Origin of the sequence: Thermogemmatispora carboxidivorans (assembly GCF_000702505.1) — a bacterium.
Classification (GTDB): domain Bacteria; phylum Chloroflexota; class Ktedonobacteria; order Ktedonobacterales; family Ktedonobacteraceae; genus Thermogemmatispora; species Thermogemmatispora carboxidivorans.
Window position 1 is genome coordinate 2,778,588 of record NZ_JNIM01000001.1, and the last position, 19,612, is coordinate 2,798,199.

A 19,612-nucleotide genomic window follows, 5' to 3' on the forward strand; every position below is an offset into this window, starting at 1 on the left:
AGGCCAGCGCTGCTGAGATCGAAGTGTCCGCCAGCGGCCCCGACAGGCTCTCCTTTCTCAGGGCCTCCTTACCCCAGTATCAGGAATACTGTTCCGTCCCACCTATACGACACCATATCAGGAATAGTAGCGACTGAGAATCTGGCTGAGGTTGTTCTGCGCCTGGGTCATCGCCTGCTGAGGCGAACTCTGGCCGTACATGAGCGCCTCCAGCGACTTCTGCAGGCTGGTGGTGAGTTCATCGCCGCCCAGCACCGTGGGGAACGGGACGCTGTTCTTGAGCTGCTGGACATAGGTGCTGATAAACGGCTCGCTCAAGTCGGCCTGATGGGCCGTCAGATCCGAGGTGCGACTTGGCAGGATACCCATCCCCATCAGGATATCACCCATTGCCGAGGAGCCATTTTTGCCGCTCTGAGGGCCATTGAGCCACTGTAAGAACTGCCAGGCCGCCTCTTGCTGAGCCGGGTCAGCGTTGGCATTGACAACCGTGCTCCAGGAATACGACACGCTATGGGAGCCGCTGCCGTGCGGTCCCACAGGAATAGGAGCCGTGCCAACATCGTTAAAGCGTGTCCCCATGCCGGCTTTGAGGTTGCTCTCCCACCAGTTGGCCATAATAATCATAGCGGTCTTGCCCGCGACGAAGTTCTCAAGATAGGGTCCGGTCGTCGAGGCGTTGGCCTGGCCCATCGCTGGATCGGTGACCTTCTTCTGGAAAATCAGCTGATAGTAGAGGTTCGCTGTATCAAGGGCCGCCTGGCTGGTCAGGAGGGGCTTGTGATCGGAAGACAGGAGCTGGCCGCCGTCCGAATCCACGAGCGAGAGCCACGGGTGGACAACGCCGCTATTCCAGCTGGTGATAACCCCAAAGCCTTGCTGGAGAATCTTGCCGGAGCTGTCGCGCTTGGTCAGCTTGACGGCATCGCTCACCAGTTCGTCCCAGGTGGCCGGCGGGTTGGCAATGCCGGCCTCACGGAAGAGGGCCTTGTTGTAATTGAGGGCGTAGAGATCAACCTCGTTGGGATAGCCATAGGTCTTGCCATCGACCTGAACGGCGGAAACGACGTTCTGCGGATAGGCCTGCTGGATATCCTGGACAAAGGTGGCTGGAGCCTGGGCTACCAGGCCGTCCTGGACAAGCTGCGGCAGCCAGAGGTTGTAGATCCCCATGATCGTTGGCCCGCTGGCACTGCCCCCCTGGGTGGTGATCGTCGTCAAGAGGTTGCCAAACGGCACGGTGCGCACCTGGATCGTCACTTCGGGATGCAACTTTTCATAGGCGCTGATAGCCTGGTTGAGCTGGTCAACCTGGGGACCGGACCAGTGCGTCAGGTAGGTAATCGTCACTTTACCGGAGGATGAGCCTGTGCTGGTGCCGCCGCAGGCGGCCAGCAGGAGGGAGAATAAGACCAGCACGAGGGTAACTCTCAGTGTTGGGCGCGCAAGTGAAAAGCGTAGCATAGCTACCTCCAGAGAAGTATCTCATGCACGAGTTGGGCCGGGGGACAGCCTCCTTCGCAGGCCAGGCGGGCCAGGAGAGTGCTGGCCTCTGCCGCCGGTCGATCGCATGAGTGGGCGCTGTTGGGAATCAGGCAGAGAAGCCGGCAACAGCGCTGGCAGATAGCGCCTTCAAGCGCCATACAAACGACGACGGAATTCCTCGTAGACCTCCTCGTTGTTGTTGGGGCTCACGCCCTCGGTGTTGGGAGAGGCAAAGGGCCGGACCAGGTAGCCGCGGCGAGCGAGGGCCAGGGCGGTCTCGGAGACGATGGCCTGCACCAGGGCAATCGCGGCCAGCGTCGAGACGCCGCCTACTTTGCCCGCGACTCCCGGGACAGCGACGACGGCATCCTCCGCGGGAACGCCGTTGAAGAGGACGACATCGGCAATGTCCCCCAGCTTCTTCCCGCTGGAGTGGGTGGCAGGCCGATGGCGATGGTTCTCCTCGGAGGTGATCGCCACCACGTAGAGACCAGCGGCTTTGGCAGCCAGGGCCATTTCTACGGGTGCGGCATTCTGTCCGCCGTGCGAGATGACGATCAGCATGTCAGCAGGGTCCCAGCGTGTATGGCGCAGGAAGATGCGTATGTAGTCCTCCTGGCGCTCCAGCCAGAGCAGCTCTTCTGCTCCTCCTGGCCCGCTGACAGCGGTCCACATCAGGCGCGGGTCCATCATTGGGTAGAACCCAACATAGCCGCCATAGCGTGGGAAACAGTCCTGGACCGGGAGGACAGAATGCCCGCTGCCGAATAAACACACCCAGTGACCACCAGCGATCACGTCGGCGGCACGCTCAGCTACAAGGCGGATCTGTTCGCTCTGCTCTTGAAGCTTGTCAATGGTGTGGGCGACTGCTGACAGATAGGTCACTTCGCGTTGCATGCTTACTCCTTGACTAGGGAAGAGATGGCCCGGAGCCTGGCTACGCTTGCCGAGTCTGGCAGAATCAGTTTGAAATAGAGAGGCTTTCCCGCGTTTGCTCCGGCCCGAGCGCAGCACGGATCTAGCGCTGCCGCCGCGAGGCTCGTAGAAAGAGCTGGACTCGATAGCGGTCACCGCGCAGGATCGAGACGACAAATTCAAAGGGTTGCTTGGCTTCATCAAAGGTCAGGCGCTCAACGTGGAAGCCACAGGTTCCTTCGCCAACCTGTAGGAGCTGGGCTTGCTGGCCGCTAATGGAGGTCATCGAGAAGATTTCTACCGCCTCAGCCGGCACAACGCCGTAGCGTTCCTCCAGATACTGGTAGAGCGAGCGCTCGTTGAGGTCAGCTCGCTCTAGTTCAGGAAAGCGGGCTGCCGGTAGATAGGCCGTCTGAATGCCGATCGGGGTGTCGTTGGCGTAACGCACGCGGCGAACGACCACCAGGGCTTCGCCAGCAGCCAGGCGCAGGCGCTGGGCCATTTCTGGCGTGGAGGGTTCGAGGCCAATGCTAAGAACGCGAGCACCAGCGTGCATACCTCGGGCCGCCATTTCATCGCTAAAGGAGGTAAGCCCTCGGGCACCCGCGGTAATGGTGAGATCACGGACAAAGGAGCCACGCCCTCGCTCTCGTACGATCAGTCCCTCGTCGACAAGGACCGCCAGGGCCTGACGCACCGTGGTACGGCTGACCCCGTAGAGGTTGCACAGCTCCATCTCTCCTGGAAGTTGCTGCCCCGGCTTCCAGGTGCCATTGAGAATGCGCTCGCGCATGTCACGCTCTACCTGGAAGTGCATGGGCAGCGGGCTGCTTTTGGATGCCGCTCGATAGCGAGGCTCCGCCATCGCTCTCTTCCCTCCGCCGCTCTCTGAAATGTTATAACATAATGACATTTTACTGGCTTCGCTGCCAAAAATCAAGAGGCCAGCTAGACGGAAGCAGCTCGCTAGAAGAACTGGCCCCAACCTGGCAGGCAGGGGCCGCTCCCTCAGATGGCAATGACAGGGCAGGCGGACCTGTTCGTCTGCCTGCCCTCTTCTTCTCGACAGAAGCACGCGGGGCGGGTGGGCCAGCAGCCAGGTGGAGAGGAGAAGGGGAGAGCGGGACAGTCCTGCCTATCTTTGTTCATGGTTAAGCAGGTTGACCAGGATAGAGATAGAGCCCCAGGTGAGCAGGTTCTGACACCCGTCCTTGCTGCCGCTCTCCGCTGCGCGGGCAGCGGTGGACGGATATTTTCTTTCGGAAACGGCGAAAGGCAGGGGATCAGGAGGACGGGCGGCGGGTGCGCTGTGATCGGTTCTGCTACCGGTTGTCACTGCCCTGCTCTGGTGAGTGAGACGCCTGGGGGAGAGCTGGTACAGGGTGCGAGTGCGAAGGCTGGTCTGCAGTGAGAGGGAGCTGTTCCGGCAGGCCAAAGCTGACGACAAGTGTGGCATTAAGGAACATGATGACGCTGGTGATGACTCTGGCTACAGCGGCGGCGGTTCTCTCCAGGCAGACCACCTGGATGCCGTAGGCCGTGTAAGCATCTCTAGCGGCGTTGAGGCGATAGACGGCAAAGGCGGGCTGCCCATTGGCTACGGTCGGCAGGAGACGCCACTGCTGGGGTTTTCCAGACTGGAAGGGGCAGGCGGCCAGGATGGTTCGGATGGCGGCCACCCCCTGATACCATGCGGCATAGGGCGGCATTGAGAGGGTAGCTTCTTCTTTGAGCAAAGCGATGAGTCCTTCTATGTCGTCATGCTCCCAGGCATACATGTAGCGGGCGAGCAGACGGCGCATCTCTTCGTCCGCTGGCTGCTGGCGGGCAGTCTCAGGTTCCTGGGCGCGATAGCGCTGCTCAAGGGTGAGGCGTGCGCGGTGTAGGATGCTGTTGACGGCGCCGATGGAGCTGCCGAGCAGGTGGGCGATTTCTCTGGCGCGCCAGTCCAGGACGTCGGCCAGGATCAAGACGGCTCGTTGCCGTGGGGGTAGCCATTGCAGGGCGGTCAGGAAGGCGAGGGAGATGCTTTCGGCCCGGGTGTAGCGTGCTTCAGGGTTCTCGGCCTCTGCGGCGAGCCAGTGATGGGGAAGTGGTTCGAGCCAACGAGCTTCGGTGAGCGGAGCCGGCAGGGGAGACTCTGGATCAGCAGGAGGGAAGGCAGCCAGTGGAAGGGTACGGGAAGAACGCTTCTTGAGGGCATCGAGGCAGGTGTTGGTAGCGATTTTGTAGAGCCAGGGGCGTAAGGAGGCAGAGCCGTTGAGGGTATGGTAGTGGCGCCAGGCGCGTAGCATGGTCTCTTGAACCTGGTCTTCGGCATCGTGCAGCGATCCCATGAGGCGGTAGCAGTAGGTGAGCAGTTCCTGACGATGAGACTCTAAGAGCAGGCCGATATCCGGCTGGCGGGTGACGTTGCTGTCGGCCTCGGGTGAGCCTGGGTCGAGGCTGCGAATGGTATCCGTGCCGTGGGCTTGGGCCTGCTGCTTTTCTGATGCGTTCATCGGCTCTCCTCTTACGCCGGTAGGAACCCAGCAACTGCTTGCTCAAGGCTCTCAATTTGCAACGAGTGCTTGATCTGCCCTCTATTCTAACACATCTGGGAAGGTTTCAGTCGCTCTCGGGAGATGCCAGCATGCTCTTTCTTGCAGCGCACAGTTTTCTTGCTGCTGCCAGTCTTATTGGTTGGTGGACAGGCGCCCGCTGCGAGTATTGGGGGGCGAGCTGTTCTTTGAAGCTGCAGGCAGTATGTCTGAAAGAGAGGGGTTCATGTCGAGAAATCTTGATCTGAAAGGACCTGCTTTTGTTGGGCTGAAGGTGCGTGATGTGGAGGCGTCGGCGAGATTCTATGAATCTGTTCTGGGACTGCGCCGCGACCCTGAAGTCTTTCCTCGTGGGATCGCTTTTCTGACCTATCCTATTCCTTTCGGTCTGATTCAAGCGCCGCCCGATACGAATTGGGAGGCCCTGCCGCGCCCGATCGATACGCCGGCGATCTGGTTTAAGGTGGCCGATAGCCAGGTAGCTCATGATGCGCTGGTGGCCGCGGGGGTGACTATTCTGCGCCCTCCTACGGATGGGCGCTTCGGTCGGCAGTTTACGTTTCTGGACCCGGATGGCTACGCGCTCACGATCTATGATCGCGATGCTCCCGCCGAGGGCTGGCCCCAGGCTGGTCATTAGGCCAGAAGAGGAGGGGGCAGCCGCTTCATGCTGCTGTCCCCTCCTTTTTCAGGGGAAACGAAGGTGGTTCACTCTGCTGGCAGCGGCCTGGTTGGCGCTGTCATGAGGGCCCGAGGCTGTGACCTGTGACCAGGGGACAGCACGCGGGCAGATGGACGCTGGATCTATTGCCCAATGATGAGCAGGGATTTGATGGCGCGGCGCTGGTCCATAGCGGCGTAGGCGTCGGCGATGTGGTCGAGGTCGGTGGTGAAGTCGAAGACGCGGCCCGGGTTGATCTGGCCGGAGAGGACGGCCTCCACGAGCTGGGGTAGATAGGCCCGCACAGGCGCCGGGCCGCCGCGCAGGCCGATGTTGCGGTAGAAGGTCGTTTCGGCTGGGATCTCGACCTCGTGGGGGACGCCGACGCGTCCGACAATGGCACCGGGGCGCGCGATGGCAAAGGCGGTCTGGTTGGCTTCGTTGGTGCCGACGCATTCCAGGACGGCATCGGCTCCGACGTTGTCTGTGAGGCTCAGGACAGCCTTGACTGCCGCGTCTCCGCGCTCGGCGACGATGTCGGTGGCACCGAATTGGCGCGCTAGTTCCTGACGCTTGGGGTGGCGGCTGAGTATGATGATGCGGCCAGCGCCAAGCAGGCGCGCGGCAAGGATGGCGCAGAGGCCGACGGCGCCATCGCCGACGACGGCGACAGTATCGCCTGCCTTGACTTCGGCTGAGACGGCGGCGTGGTAGCCAGTGCCCATGACGTCGGAGAGGGTCAGGAGCGAGGCCAGGATTTCATCGGAGAATGGGGCGCCGGGGACGGCCATCAGGGTGCCGTCGGCCAGGGGCACGCGCGCCAGTTCGGCCTGCCCGGCCACTCCTTCAACGCCCTGGCCGAAGAAGCCTCCTCGGACACAGGCGGTGTGGAAGCCGGCGCGGCAGTGGGGACAGGCGCCGTCGCTGATGGCAAAGGGGGCGATGACGAAGTCGCCGCGCTTGATGGTCTTGACTTCGGGGCCGACTTCTTCGACAAAACCGATGAATTCGTGGCCGATGGGGCCACTGGGATGGGGTGCAATGCCTCGATAATACCAGAGGTCGGAGCCGCAGACACAGGCCCGGACGATGCGTACGATGGCGTCCGTCGGCTCTTGAATGACTGGATTGGGTCGCTCTTCTACGACGACGTTGCCAGCGCCACGAAAGATGGCAGCTTTCACGTGTATCTCTCCCTTCGCTTGTTGGCTCGTCTCTACTACAGTTGAGTTTTTCTTTTGTGAGGAGTGCGTCTTTGCTTTGCTTCTCTCTATCCGCTGGGTATTATAGAGACGCTTTGAGGCCAGGTAATAGAATAATCTTCGCCAATGATTGGCGGATTCTGCAGAGCAGGGCGTAGCTGGCAGCGAGGGCACACAGCGGGCGAGGAGGCCAGCAGCGTGGGCAGGCGGGAGGGCGGGAGAGCGGTGGCAGTGGCCCACCAGGGCCAGGCCCCTCTGATCCGGGCCGGGCCTGGCTGCTGGGCGGATAACTAGGACTGGTAGGGCCGCGGGGGATGGGCGGCGGCGGGGTCGGCGGGCGGTGGTGTGAGGCGCGTGCGATAGGGCTGGCCCGTCGCGCTGGCGCGCTGCAGTTCGTCGTAGATCTCGAGGATGACTCTCTTGGTGCGATAGTCGTTGTAGCGCTTGGTGTCTTCTTTTTTGACGATGGGGAAGGTTTCCATGATGTAGTCGACGTCGTCGCGGGCGATGCCGTAGAGGTGGAAGTAGGCAGCGTCCAGCTCGCAGCGCAAGAGGAAGCGCCGCTTTTCGTCCCAGCGGAAGGGCGGCCCGTCGTAGCCGCAGTCGCGGGCGAAGGCGACCAGGTCCCAGGCGGTGTAGGTGAGTTCGAGCACTCGCCGGGTGATCCAGGAATGAAGTGGCTCATCAGCCCACGGCGCTTTCTCTAGAAAGATGGAAGGTGGCAGATAGGCAGATTCATACACGACCCCCATAGGTAATGATGGCTTGGCATGCTTCTGACGAAGGATATAGTCTCCTGCGAAGCTACACATACACGCAAGCAGGCAATTTATGAAATGTTGCTTATCTGAATTAGAAGTTACAATATAAAGTGTATAGCTTACCGCTGTTTTTGGAATAATAGCTCCGATAAGCGTGCGTTCATTGGTCGATGCTGTTATTTGTTTGATCACCAGGAACCATGCTCGTTGCCAGCTTCCAGGAATACGCTTATAGACTTCTTGCTCCGGGGCCCAAAGATAAGGCAGCGTCGCAAAGTATGGGTCCTGACGCTCCGCTATCGAGCTGGGGTGAGGCTGCTGTTGGCGAAAAGGATTCTGAGGATGTATCTCAATGCTTGCAGCCCTGTGGTCGTACATGCCGGTCATCTTCCCCTCAAATATCGGCAGCCATCTCTGCCCATCTTTGTAGAACACATTCCCCTCCAGCCGCCAGCCTTCGCGCTCCAACTGCTCGCGCGTGCGGAAGAGATGCGAGTCGTTGGTCATATCAAACATCCTGATGAACTTCACCCCCCACGGATTCCCCTCAGCAGAGCCTTCCCTGACGAGCACCGGCACGCGCTCATAGATAGCCTTCGTCAGCTGCAGATCGCGGCGCGAGCGAAAGACGGGGCAGGTGCGCGTATTGGGATTGATCAGGGCCACATCTTCGGCGGAAAGAGTAAAGCAGCGCTCCGGCTCCTGCAGCTCCTCCACCTTGTGCAGGAAAAAGGCGAAGGTCGCCCCCTGCGACACCGGCTCCGCGGAACCGGTCAGCGTCAGCAGGCAGAATTTGGCACGGCCATCTACATCAGGAAAGAGGCGCTCTCTGTTCTCAAAATCATAGAGACTGAGCAGCGAGCGCGCAGTCATGATATCCTGGAAGAACGCTTTCGTCGTATCGTCCGTCGCAATCCCGGAGGGCACAATGCAGCCCAGACGCCCGCGCGGGGCGAGCAGCAGGCGCATCGTCTCAGTAAAGATCGAATAGGTATTGATATCGCCCCGTCCGCAGAGAGGAAAGCGCCCGCTGTTGCGCACGAAATGGCTCTCGTAGGCCGCCCGCTGCAGCTCCTCCTCAAAAGCAGCGTACAAGGCAGGGTCCTCGTCCTGCAAAGCCGCGATCATCTTCCGCCGCTGCGCCGCATTAGGCGCATTGGCAATGTCAGGCCGACGCGAGGCAAACCACTCCTTCTCTTGCAGCTTGATGCGCTCCCAGGGCGGATTAGACAGCACCACATCGAAGCCGCCCGACCAGCCAGTCTCGGGGTTCTCCGGCTCCTCGCCCGGCTCCGGCAGACGGAAGACCCCTGGAAAAGCCAGGTGCCAGTGAAAGAAACCGTACAGCTCGCGCAAGCGCACAATCTCGGCCTTCATCCAGCCCGGCACCTGCTCGGGCGCCTCCTCAAACTTGCGCCGGACCTCCTCCGTAATCGGATACGGCAGCTCAGCCGTTCGTCGCTTGCGCCAGACAAAGGCCGCGCACCAGGCATCGGCCAGCCAGCGCGCCCGCTGATACTCCTGCGACCTCAGCAACTGACGATAGCGCTCCTGCTTACGATGCAACTGCTCAACATCATCATCACCGATCGCCTCCATGCGCGTCAGACCCTCCACAATCCGGCCCTGGTCCTGCCAGAGCTGCGCATCCAGCGTAAACAGACTGAGCTGGCCCGCCCGCTGGGCCCGATTGAGCTTCTTGTACTCCCCACACAGCGCGGAGTCATCGCCCTCGACCTTCTCAAAAGCGCTATCGGGAATACCCTCGCGCAGCAGGGCCGGCGTCGCCCCGATCAGGCTATTGCCGCACTGAATATGCGCATCCAGGAAAGAAAAAGGCTTGCCCGGCTCCAGCGCCTCCAGCCAGAGATTCACCTTGCACAACTCCACCGCCATCGGATTCACATCGACCCCATAGAGGCAGCGCCCCACCACATCGCGCAAGGCTCGCCGCCGGGCCTCCAGTCCCGGCTCCTCGCTGCCCGTGCGCACCGCCGCCAGCCGGCGCGCAATGCGATGGGCTGCAGCAATCAGAAAATGGCCGCTCCCGCAGGCCGGATCGCAGACCTTCAGACTCAGAATAGCCTGCTCAGGATCAGGCTGCGCACAGGCCCGCTCCAGCACCGGCTCCAGCGCCGAATCAAGCAGGCACTCGATCAGGCTGGTCGGCGTATAGTAGGTCCCCGTCGTCTTGCGCTTACTGCCCGCGACCACCTCCAACGTAAAGTTCGTCTGCTCCACATTGATGGAAGGATGCATCTCCAACAGCGACTCATAGACGCTGCCCAGCTCCTCGGACCCCAGGTCTCTGTAGTTGACGACACGCAGGACCTTCTGCTCATCCTGGACCGTCGCCAAGGCCCGCACCGCCACCAGCAGCGCATAATTCGTCAGCTCGCAGTCAGCCAGATCGGGCAGGGCCTCGCGCGAGAACAAAAAGCCATTGAGCGCCGGCAGCCCCAGCTCTGGACAGCCCTGCTCGCTCCCCAGCCGCTCCATCACCAAACGCAGCGCCCGATAGAGATCGCTATGGCGCGTCCCCAGCCGCGCGCGCGCCAGACGACGCAGCCGCGCCGTCGAATAATAGTTCACATAGCGCCTCCGCGCCTCCTCATCGGCATCGGGCCGCAGCAGCACATCGCGATCTTCCGCCACAAAGAGCACGATCAAACGATAGATCAGCCGCAGCAACTGCTGATAATAATCCTCCGCATTCAGCTCACCGGAGCGCAAGCGATCACGCAGCGCATGATTGGCCGGATGCGCCAGAAAGCCACGCCCCAGCTCCTCGATAGCCGCAGTCACCCCCTGACGCAAATGCTCCAGCGCCCGCACCCCCTCCTCGTGCGCCTGCCGTGACCAGCGCTCCAACCAACAGTCAGCGGGATTCCTCCCCTCGAAGCGCGACTGATGACAGAGCAGCCAGAAGAGCGCAAAATCGGCGTAGGCCTCCCCGCGCAACATGGCCTCTAGATCGAACTCCAGATAGGCCTGGCGCGTCAAACTGACATTGCGGCGCAACAGCCGCAAGCGCAGCCCATTCGAGACTATGCCCCACCAATGGCCAGACGAACGATTGAGCCATTCCTGCACCAGGCTAAAAGGACTGCTACGGCCACCGCTGGCGAGACGCTGGGTCTGATCAAGATCGGTCCGATAGCCCACCAGATGAATGGGCAGCTGCTGCCAGAAATAAGCGATCGGATAGCTCTTCTCCCCAATCACCTGCGGAGGTGCCTCCACCAACTGACCGTAGCCCAGCTCGCGGAAGAGCGGCAACAGCCAGCGCTCGCGCGTCAGCCGTGTCTCATCCCCCTGCGGCGAGCGGGCCAGCGCCTCCTGAAAGCGCAGCCACGAGCGGCGAACGCGCGTCCAGGCATCGCTAATTACCTCGTTCAGCTGCTCCCCTTCCTGGTGATAAGCAGCCGCCCCCAGCCCTCCCAACGACTCATCTCGCTGATCGATGCGCGCCAGAAGATCCGGCGGCAGCAAAGCCCCCTCAGACTCGATCGTCGAGAAAGTGATCTCCTGCCGTTGCTGCATAGATGCCTCCGCCTTTCCTTGAGAGAATCGATGGTCGCCTGTCAGAGCAAGAACTTGCCCGTTCCTCTTCTTTTTTTCGAGCCCGGGCCTCCTACCTCACCGGGCCGGCAAAGGAAGATAGACATAGATGCCCAGCACATCGGGCGGCAGCAGCGGTTCAACGGCCAGATGGCGCAGACTCAACGACGCCACCTGACGTACGCGCCGATGCGACTCACGCAGCGCCGCGGCGCGCTCCTGGGCCCGCTCCTCCAGGTAGGGCAACAGATGCTGCGAGTAGCCATCGATGACTCGCTGCACAAACTCCGTAATCTGCTCCGGCGCCAGATTGGCCTCAGCAGGTGCCTGCGCCAGCGCCTCAATCTCGCCAGCATCCTCAATCCAAACCGCCTGCGCAGGCGCCCTACGGAAGGCATAGAGCTGACACTCCTCTGCTAACAGCGCCTCCTCCTCGCCGCGCGTCGACGTGCGTAGATGGAAGCGCAGGCGGACCAGTAGCAGCGTCGTGCGCTCCTGAACATGGCTGGTACGAAAGACCCCACAACGCCGCGCAATGCGGCGATTATTCACATCATCAACTGGATCAAGGGCCGTATCCAACACATAGGCCGCCAGTCCCTCAACGAGCGGATGGGTACGACTCAGATAGAGCGTGCGCGGCAGCCCCATGCGCCGGAAACTGAGGCGGAGATGCTGACCAGTAGGCCCGGCATAGCGCAGCAGATTGATGGCATCGCGCAAAGGCATAGGCGTCTCCCGTAGATCCACCTCCAGCACATCCGGCTCCCCGCGCGGCTGCTTTAAAAAGGCCCCGTAGGCACGCAGCACCTCGGTCGTGAAGCGCTCCACCTCCTCGCCCGATCCGATAGCCGCCTGCACCTCGCGCAGCTCCTGAGCGACCTCCTCCACCTTGATGCTATGCTGCGCGAAGAGCGTCCGCGAGCGGCGCTCTCGATCAGAAGCTGCCTCCCACTCGCGGTGGAGATTCCTCTGTTCCCCCTTCAGCAGGTCCTCAAAGCCCGGCAGCAGCAACTGACCCGCATGCGCTCCGGTCAGGCTCTCATGCAAGAGCAAGCCCTCAAAGATGGCCTCGATCACCTGCTCGGCATCCAGCGGCACCGGCACCGAAATGCCCAGCTTGGAGCGAATTTCCCGATGCTTCTCAAGCAAGACCCGCAGCACCACCCCATCGATCTGATTATCCTCCCCAAAGAGCGTTATGACTTTCACCAGCGGGCTGACCTGCCCAAAGCGATCGACCCGCCCCTCTCGCTGCTCGTGGCGCGTCGGATTCCAGGAGAGATCATAATGGAGCACAGCATTGAAATATTCTTGGAGATTGATACCCTCACTCAGACAATCGGTGCAGACCAGGACCCGCCGCTCGTGCTGAGCCAGTTGCAGGACCCGGCTCTCGCGCTCCGCTGGCGGCAAGAGGCCCGTAATGGCCGAGACCTCAATCGCTTCCGGCAAACGCTCCCGCAGCGCCCTCGCTACATACTCGGCAGTCGGGATGAAGCGGCAGAAGACGATCGGCTGATAACCATCCTGCACCAGCCCCTTGATCAGCTCAATCGCCTTTTGCAGCTTCGTATCCTGTTCAGAGGTAATAGCCTTGGCCTCATCCGCCATCGCCAGCAGACGACGTCGGACCCGCTGCTCTTCGCTGATGTCTGCCCCCTCCTCATCTCCCTCTTCGAAGTCGCTGCCCGGGACCAGATCGAGGCCCTCGGTTGCATCGCTGTCCAGCAGATCCAACACCGTATGGCGTCCGATCTGATCGGCCTCCTCTACGCTCTCGGCCCCGGCCACCTGGGCACGGCTCCGCAGCGTGGCCGCTGCTGCCGCCGGACTCGAGGCCAGCGAGCGCAGCAGGGCCAACGCCGACCACCAGCGCACCCGACGCCGCGTCTGCCCGCCAGTAGGATCGCGCACCACCTCGCTGGCATAGCTGAGGGCTTTCTGCATCAAGCGTCGATAACTATCGGAAAGCCTATAAGACTCCAGATGGTCATCGCGCCTTGGAAACGGTGTCTCACGCTCCAAATACGAGCGAATATCAGCGCGTCGCCGCTGCACAAAATGCGCCGCCAGACGAATGCGGTGGCGCTCATTCTCCCTCCCACTGAGGTCCGGCGGCAGCTCCTTGAACTCCTCTTTCAAGAAGCCTAATAGCGAGCGAAAGGCCTCCTCTTTGCCGCTATGAGGGGTGGCCGTGACCAGAATCAGGTGGCGATTTGGATCAGCCGCCAGCCCGGCGACCAGCTGGTAGCGCTGATGACGCGCGCTCCGCTCACTGCCGGGAAAGGCACAGGTATGGGCCTCGTCGACAATCACCAGCTCGGGGCAGGTACGCAGAAACTCATCGCGCCGCCGGTCCGCCTTGATAAAATCCAGCGACACAATCACGAAGGGATAGTACTCGAAGAGCGAGAGGTCGCGCTCAGGCAGCCTGCGCTCTAGCTGAGCCACCGTGCTGGAGAGCACAAGCTCCGCCTCGATGTGAAACTTCTCGCGCAGCTCAGCCTGCCACTGCTCGGCCAGATGCGGCGGACAGAGCACCGCCAGGCGCCTGACTTCGCGCCGATCCAGCAGCTCGCGGGCGATCAACCCCGCCTCGATAGTCTTGCCAATCCCCACGTCGTCGGCGATCAGCAAGCGTACCGGATCGAGGCGCAAGGCCATCAAGAGCGGTACGAGCTGATAGGGCCGCGGCTCAAACGCCAGATGGGCGAACGAGCGGAACGGCCCCGTACTGGCACGGAAGCCGAAGCGCACGGCATCACGGAGCAAAGAGCACGAGCGGTGGTTACCCCACTGGCGCGGATCGGGCAGCGCGAACTGCGCCGGCTCAACCGGCTCCAGCGGCAGATAGACCCCGGTGACCTCCTCATCGGTCCCTCCGAGGGGACGCAAGACCAGCAGATCGGCGCTCGATTCCGGCAAGACCACCCACTCACGCCCTCGCACCTTGACCAGAGAACCGACGGCGTAATTCATGGCTCCCTCCCGAAAATGTGTGGATAACGGCGACATAGCTCCCCCCACTGCTCCCGAGGGCCGAAGCGCAAGACCAGATAGCCCTGATCGTACAGCTCCTCACTGCTCTCCACATCGCGGGCGGCGCGCTCGGCTCCAGCAGGCCCATCGCCGTCGACATAGATGGCCGCCGCAGCAGCATCCCCGTCATAGAGGAAATCAGGGGTAGCCGAGCAGTACGGCGGTTGCCAATGGGCGCGGGTCGGCAGGCGATAGCCCTGCTCCTGCAGCCAGCGCAACCACTCGCGCTCGATCTCCTCGCGGGCCTCATCCAGCAGCGCGGCAGACACCGCCTCTGCCGCAGTCGCAGCGAGCGCGGGACCCGTCTCCTCAGTCAGCACAACGCGACACGCTCTTAGTTCGGCCAGCAGATCACGGATACGAGCGCGATCCAGCAAGCGATGGTCGCGCTGATTGGCGTAGGTCATCAGACAGTAGTAGCAGGCCGCCTCACAGTCCTCGCGGGCGCGCTCGGCCCGGCGCCGATCCTCCAGGGTCTCGGGATCATAATGGCAGAGCCGCAGGGCCTCGCGCGCAACTCGTGCCAGCGCCTCCGGCGCATCGACCATCTGGCGCAAGACTCCAGCTCCGCCCTCGGCAGCCTCGTAGAAGAGCAGTATCTGACGTTGATCGGCGTGCGGCAACGGCTCCGCAGCCAGCTCGTTATCTTCAAGCTGGTAGCAGATCTGAATGGCGCTCTTGAGCGCCGACTGCAGCGAGGCCATCTGCGCCACATCCAGCTCCTGCTCCGGCATGAAAAGCAGACAGTTGCGGGTATCTTCGACGTAGGGAATGACGCGAATGGTGCCAGCTGGCAGGGCATCGGTCGGATCGCTGGCAATGGCATCCTCCTTGCCCCACTCGCCCGTTTCCTTGTTGAGCACAAAGCCGCGCATCGCCTCGTTTTTGCGCCGCAGTCGCCCGAAATTCATGCGCCAGAGCGTCGCCGACTGCCCGTAGGTCAGGTACCCTAGCGTCTGGCCGTCCCTCTCTATGCGTGCGACCATACGCAAAGAACGTCCGCGGCTTTCGGAGAAGCGCAGGGCGGTGTAGATCTCATAGCCCTCACGCAAACGCTCCTCTTCGTCGGACGTGATTTTGTCACGGCGTCGCGTCGAGACGTTCTGCAGGCGGAAGAGCTGGTCCAGGCGCCGGTTCAGCGGACGCTGACAGGCATCGCAGACCTCCAGGCTACGCTCTGCTGCCAGCGGGTGCAGGTAGCCACAATGCGAGCAGAGGTAAGCCGAGGAAGTGATGACGCCCGAGCCATCGGCCTGCCGCGGCAGCAGCGAGCGATGGATGACATAGCGTGAGCCTTCGTGATAGATGATCGCCCGCGGCGCGAATTCGGCAATCGCCAGGAAGCGCGGACGCGAGAGATATTCATCGCGCTGCCTGGTACGGCGCGCGGGAATGTAGGCTGAGAGCGGCAGACGCGGGAAGTTATAGCCCGGCAAGAAGCCCTCGCTGGCGAAATAGCGATAGCTATAGAAGTCGGACTGTTCGACATTGACATCGCTATCGTGATCGCCACTGGTCAGTAGCAGCAGTTGTGATTCGGCCTCGGCGCGCAGGCGCTGGGCGATCTCCTTATCCTGGTGACTGCGCGAAGGATCGGTGATAATGCGGTCCTGGGTGTTGCGTTGGGCAAGCGCCGCACGGTAGAGGCCCCGCCAGCGTTCGCAGGCCTGATCGAAGCGCTGGGCGATGTGGCCTAACTCCTCATCGAGCCAGTTCTCGCTATACCAGCGCGCCTCTGCCAGGTCGCGGCGCAAGGTCTCCAAGACACGCGCTGCCCGCGCCCGTGCTCTCTCCCGGGCCTGCTCATCCTCCAGCGACTGACGCACATGAGCCTGAATGGTCAGGGCCGGCGGATCGCCGGAGAGGTCCAGCAGATCTTTGAGCGACTGACCCAGTGAGAGGCCCGTCTCGGCCAGCCAGATAGCGTGTATATGGGCCCGAATCAGGTCTTCGTTGGTCAGGTCGATACGCGGCGGCGTCACCGCCCCCTTGACCATCTCCTCGGGATGGCGGAAAAAGTATTGATCGTGCGAGCTGCCAGTCGAGCAGTAGGAGATGATCAGGGCCGGCTGGCCGCTACGTCCGGCCCGCCCACTGCGCTGGGCGTAGTTGGCGGGCGTGGGTGGGATGTTGCGCAGATTGACGACGTTCAGATCGGCGATGTCGATCCCCAGCTCCATCGTGGGCGAGCAGTAGAGGATCGGCAGATCCGCCCGGCGAAAGGCCTCCTCGCGCTCCTGGCGCCGTGCTGCCGGTACCTGAGCAGTGTGCTCCTGAGCCTGGATCTGCTGCAGGGCGCGAATATCTTCGGCGCAGCGCTGATAGAAGTTGACAAAGAAGGAGTTGACAGGCAGAGCCTGATCCCGCGGTAGCTCCAGGATGCGCAGCGGATCATGGTAGGGCGTGCGGCCATCGCCGGGGAGCCAGCGCATAGCTGCGGCGGAGAGCTGATAGCCGCGCCCCATCCCACGCTCGTCCTCCGTGACGGCCTCGACGAGGCCGGCCTTGCAGAGGCCAGCCAGCAAGTGGCGAATAATCTGCTGCCGGTCTTCGACGGTCAATTGCGGACTGGAACCCAGAGCCGATGCTAACTCCTGGCGCACGTAGCGCCCGAAGCGACTCAAGCCAGACAGATAGCGATTGCTGACGGACTCACGTTCATGGGTCCGGCTGCGCGGGTGGGCAAAGACGCGGCTGGCATAGAGCAGCTCCTCATCTTCATCCAGTCCCCAGGGCGGGACCAGGTATTGACTGCTCTGCTGCTTGATCTTCTCCTGAAAATGGGGGTCCAGATAATTCACTTTGATGGCCAGGCCGCGGCGCAACTCGTCGAGCAGTGTACGGCAGAGCTTCTGACGCACATCGGATGAGGCAGCTTGCAAGGCTGGATGACTCTCTTGCCAGAGCGCTGCATCTTTGCAGATATCGGGCAGATCGGGATAGTCAATGACCAGCAGGCCGCACTCCTCCAGGTTGGGAGAGGTAATGCGCCAGCCACGCTGGAGATCGCGATAGAGGCGGTAGCCGAGAACGTTGCGCAGAGCCTCGTCGGTTTTGAGGCGGACGCTATAGGGAGTATAGGCCGCCTCGCTGTTAGCAGCATACTGCGTCCGTTGCAGTTCGAGGGCCTCGAAGACGCGGAGGGTCAGGTCATCGTGCGGGAGGCCCGTTCCACCCGCTCGTTTGACCGCTTTATAGAGCGCCGCCCGTAAGAGGACCATCTCGACGAAATCGTTGAAGTGCCCGGCCTGCAGAGAAGCGTCCTGACGATTATCAGTGAAACTGAGCAGCTTGGCGGGCATACGCTGGCCTTCGGGCTGGTCGGCAGCCTGACCCTGACGGTCGCCCTCGCGCAGGTGGAGAATGGTCGAGAGCGAGAGCAGGGTGGTCGCCGTGCTGCGCCCTTCCGAGCTGAGGGAAGCCAGCTTGAAAAAGTCGTTGCGCTGAGAAACACTATAGGTGACCATGCAGCGCAGGCAGAAGCGGAAGGGCGTCGGAATAAAGTGGCAGAGCAGGCCCTCGCCCTCATGCTGGGCCAGCGTACCATCGGGCCGCAGATAGAGCGGCAGCGGAACCGAGCGACGGGCAGACTGAATGACACGCTCTCGACCATTGACCACTTCCTTCAGATCACCCGGCAGACGCTCTTCGATCTCATCCTTGTCAACAGGCCAGGCGCCTTCCTGGCTCAGATAGAGGAAGCCGATCTGACCACCACGCCCGGCCTTTCCCGCTTTGCGGCTGCGGCTGCCACCGCTATCCGTCTCGCTCCCAGCATCACCTTCTTCTTCGTATTGATCCTGGATATCGCGCGCGATCAGCGTCTGGTCGTTCAGCCAGCGCACACAATAATACTCCTGGCCACACTGGCGACAGAAGACCAGCGGAAAGAGCAGCTGATCACGGCTGCCAGGCACATATTGCTGGGGCTGGAGCGTCAGATGGCGCTCGTCAGGATGGGCGAGCGAGGCATAGACAGTATCGCCTTTACTGATGAACTGATGGAGGCGGAAGGCAAAGGGAGGGCTTCCGGTCTCGGGATCGCGCACCCGCTCGTAGCCTGCAAGGAGCCAGGCTTTAATCTTGTCGGCGCAGATCTCTGGCGAAGCACCGGTCAGCTGCGCCAGCAGGGCCGCCGCGCTCTCGCCCTCGCCGGCAATGCGGCGCGGTTGGGAGCGTACATAGTCGCCATGCTCGCCCTTGGTAATGCCAAAGGTTTCCTCCAGCCAGATGGCCAGAGGATCACGCACGAAGTCCTCATAGCGCTCAGGCGGCCTACCTGCGGGATCACGGACACAGGCGCTCAGGCGCTCGCGGAAGGTCGGCGTAGAGGTATCGACCTCCTCGGTCACCCGCTCCAGGGTCTCGCCGATGACGTGCTCGGGTTGGACAGTCGTGCCGAAGATCAGAGAGGCCATCGCGGCGATCTTGCGCTGCTGCTTCTCCTGACCCTCGTCGCTGATGAGTGTGGCCGAGGTACCGATGCATTGCAGCGTCTGGCCGGGCGGCGTCAGCCTATCGCGTACGCGGCGCACGAGCAGGGCGACGTCGGCCCCCTGGCGCCCGCGATAGGTATGCAGCTCATCGAGCACCAGAAAACGCAGCCTGGCAGCATCGAGGAGAGAGCGCTCGCGCAGGCGCGTCATGATCAGCTCCAGCATCACGTAATTGGTCAGCAGGATATCGGGGGGATTCTTAATGATCTCGCTCCGCTCTTCTGCGGTCTCCTGACCGGTGTAGCGCCGAAAGCGCACTCGATGATCACCCGCTTCCAGGCCCAGATATTTCTCCAGCTCTCCTTTCTGGCTGTTGGCCAGGGCGTTCATCGGATAGACAACAATGGCCTTAATGCCCGGCTGGTCACGATGACGCAGGACGTAGTCGACGATCGGAATGATGTAGGCCAGGCTTTTGCCGGAGCCGGTACCCGTGGTAAGGACATAGCTATGGCCTTCAACGGCAACGCGAATGGCCTCGTCCTGGTGGTGATAGAGCTGCAGCGGATGGCCTCGTGGCTCCTGTATCGACTTGCCACGGCGGAAAATACGGGCACAGTCGGGATGGAGTAGGCCCTCAGCGACCAGCTCGTCGATGGTGGCCCCAGGCTTGAAGCGCGGATTGAGCTGGATAAGCGGCTCCGGCCAGAGCAGCCCACGCTCAAACTCCTGCGCGACATGGTTGCGAATTCGGAGATCACGAATCTGGAGAAAGCTTCGGACATAGGCAGCGTAGTCGCCGATCAGATGCTCGCGCAGCTCGAAGATGTTCATTACTGACCTCCTGGAGCAGCTCGCCTGTGACACTTATTATAAAACCTGATGTCTAGAGACACAGGCCATCAGGTCCGGGTACATTCCACTTGACGTTGACTCTGGCACTGGCCTAGAATAGGGCTAGCATGGTTCACTTCGTGTCGAAAGGGCCTGACGTTAACAACTTCAG

Annotated in this window: 9 protein-coding genes; 1 reads left to right on the forward strand and 8 read right to left on the reverse strand. The window is 61.8% G+C overall.

Annotated features, from left to right (window positions below; genetic code table 11):
- Positions 1-117: 117 nt before the first annotated feature.
- The 4 genes from N688_RS10860 to N688_RS10875 form a co-directional block, all read right to left on the reverse strand.
- Positions 118-1,464 (reverse strand): ABC transporter substrate-binding protein, encoded by a 1,347-nt coding sequence (locus N688_RS10860; protein WP_081838731.1) that lies wholly within the window; start codon positions 1,462-1,464, stop codon positions 118-120.
- Between the two features lie 168 nt (positions 1,465-1,632).
- Complete coding sequence (locus N688_RS10865) at positions 1,633-2,385, reverse strand: sugar isomerase domain-containing protein (RefSeq protein ID WP_052889295.1); 753 nt, start codon at positions 2,383-2,385, stop codon at positions 1,633-1,635.
- Between the two features lie 121 nt (positions 2,386-2,506).
- Positions 2,507-3,268: a GntR family transcriptional regulator gene (locus N688_RS10870; RefSeq protein ID WP_052889296.1), complete on the reverse strand. Its 762-nt coding sequence runs from the start codon at positions 3,266-3,268 to the stop codon at positions 2,507-2,509.
- A gap of 457 nt (positions 3,269-3,725) precedes the next feature.
- Positions 3,726-4,904 (reverse strand): RNA polymerase subunit sigma-70, encoded by a 1,179-nt coding sequence (locus tag N688_RS10875; RefSeq protein WP_052889297.1) that lies wholly within the window; start codon positions 4,902-4,904, stop codon positions 3,726-3,728.
- 265 nt (positions 4,905-5,169) lie between these two features.
- Between N688_RS10875 and N688_RS10880 the strand changes: the two genes are divergently transcribed.
- Positions 5,170-5,583, forward strand: a complete 414-nt coding sequence (locus N688_RS10880; RefSeq protein WP_052889298.1) for a VOC family protein — start codon at positions 5,170-5,172, stop codon at positions 5,581-5,583.
- 164 nt (positions 5,584-5,747) lie between these two features.
- Here the strand turns inward: N688_RS10880 and N688_RS10885 are convergent, their stop codons facing one another.
- From N688_RS10885 to N688_RS10900, 4 genes are all read right to left on the reverse strand, one after another.
- Positions 5,748-6,788 (reverse strand): zinc-dependent alcohol dehydrogenase family protein, encoded by a 1,041-nt coding sequence (locus N688_RS10885; RefSeq protein ID WP_052889299.1) that lies wholly within the window; start codon positions 6,786-6,788, stop codon positions 5,748-5,750.
- Positions 6,789-7,096: 308 nt separating this feature from the next.
- Positions 7,097-11,110 (reverse strand): Eco57I restriction-modification methylase domain-containing protein, encoded by a 4,014-nt coding sequence (locus N688_RS10890; RefSeq protein WP_052889300.1) that lies wholly within the window; start codon positions 11,108-11,110, stop codon positions 7,097-7,099.
- Positions 11,111-11,206: 96 nt separating this feature from the next.
- On the reverse strand, positions 11,207-14,110 hold the full coding sequence (locus N688_RS10895) for a helicase-related protein (RefSeq protein ID WP_081838733.1): 2,904 nt from the start codon (positions 14,108-14,110) through the stop codon (positions 11,207-11,209).
- Positions 14,107-19,440 carry a DEAD/DEAH box helicase gene (locus N688_RS10900; RefSeq protein WP_052889302.1) on the reverse strand — a complete coding sequence of 1,778 codons (5,334 nt, stop codon included), beginning with the start codon at positions 19,438-19,440 and terminating at the stop codon, positions 14,107-14,109. Before N688_RS10900 ends, N688_RS10895 begins: the two co-directional genes overlap by 4 nt.
- Between the last annotated feature and the right edge of the window lie 172 nt (positions 19,441-19,612).

Excerpts from the sequence above, each read along its gene's own strand:
- N688_RS10860 (WP_081838731.1), bottom strand. The coding sequence starts at position 1,464 with ATGCTACGCTTTTCACTTGCGCGCCCAACACTGAGAGTTACCCTCGTG.
- N688_RS10865 (WP_052889295.1), bottom strand. The coding sequence starts at position 2,385 with ATGCAACGCGAAGTGACCTATCTGTCAGCAGTCGCCCACACCATTGAC.
- N688_RS10870 (WP_052889296.1), bottom strand. The coding sequence starts at position 3,268 with ATGGCGGAGCCTCGCTATCGAGCGGCATCCAAAAGCAGCCCGCTGCCC.
- N688_RS10875 (WP_052889297.1), bottom strand. The coding sequence starts at position 4,904 with ATGAACGCATCAGAAAAGCAGCAGGCCCAAGCCCACGGCACGGATACC.
- N688_RS10880 (WP_052889298.1), top strand. The coding sequence starts at position 5,170 with ATGTCGAGAAATCTTGATCTGAAAGGACCTGCTTTTGTTGGGCTGAAG.
- N688_RS10890 (WP_052889300.1), bottom strand. The coding sequence starts at position 11,110 with ATGCAGCAACGGCAGGAGATCACTTTCTCGACGATCGAGTCTGAGGGG.
- N688_RS10895 (WP_081838733.1), bottom strand. The coding sequence starts at position 14,110 with ATGAATTACGCCGTCGGTTCTCTGGTCAAGGTGCGAGGGCGTGAGTGG.
- N688_RS10900 (WP_052889302.1), bottom strand. The coding sequence starts at position 19,440 with ATGAACATCTTCGAGCTGCGCGAGCATCTGATCGGCGACTACGCTGCC.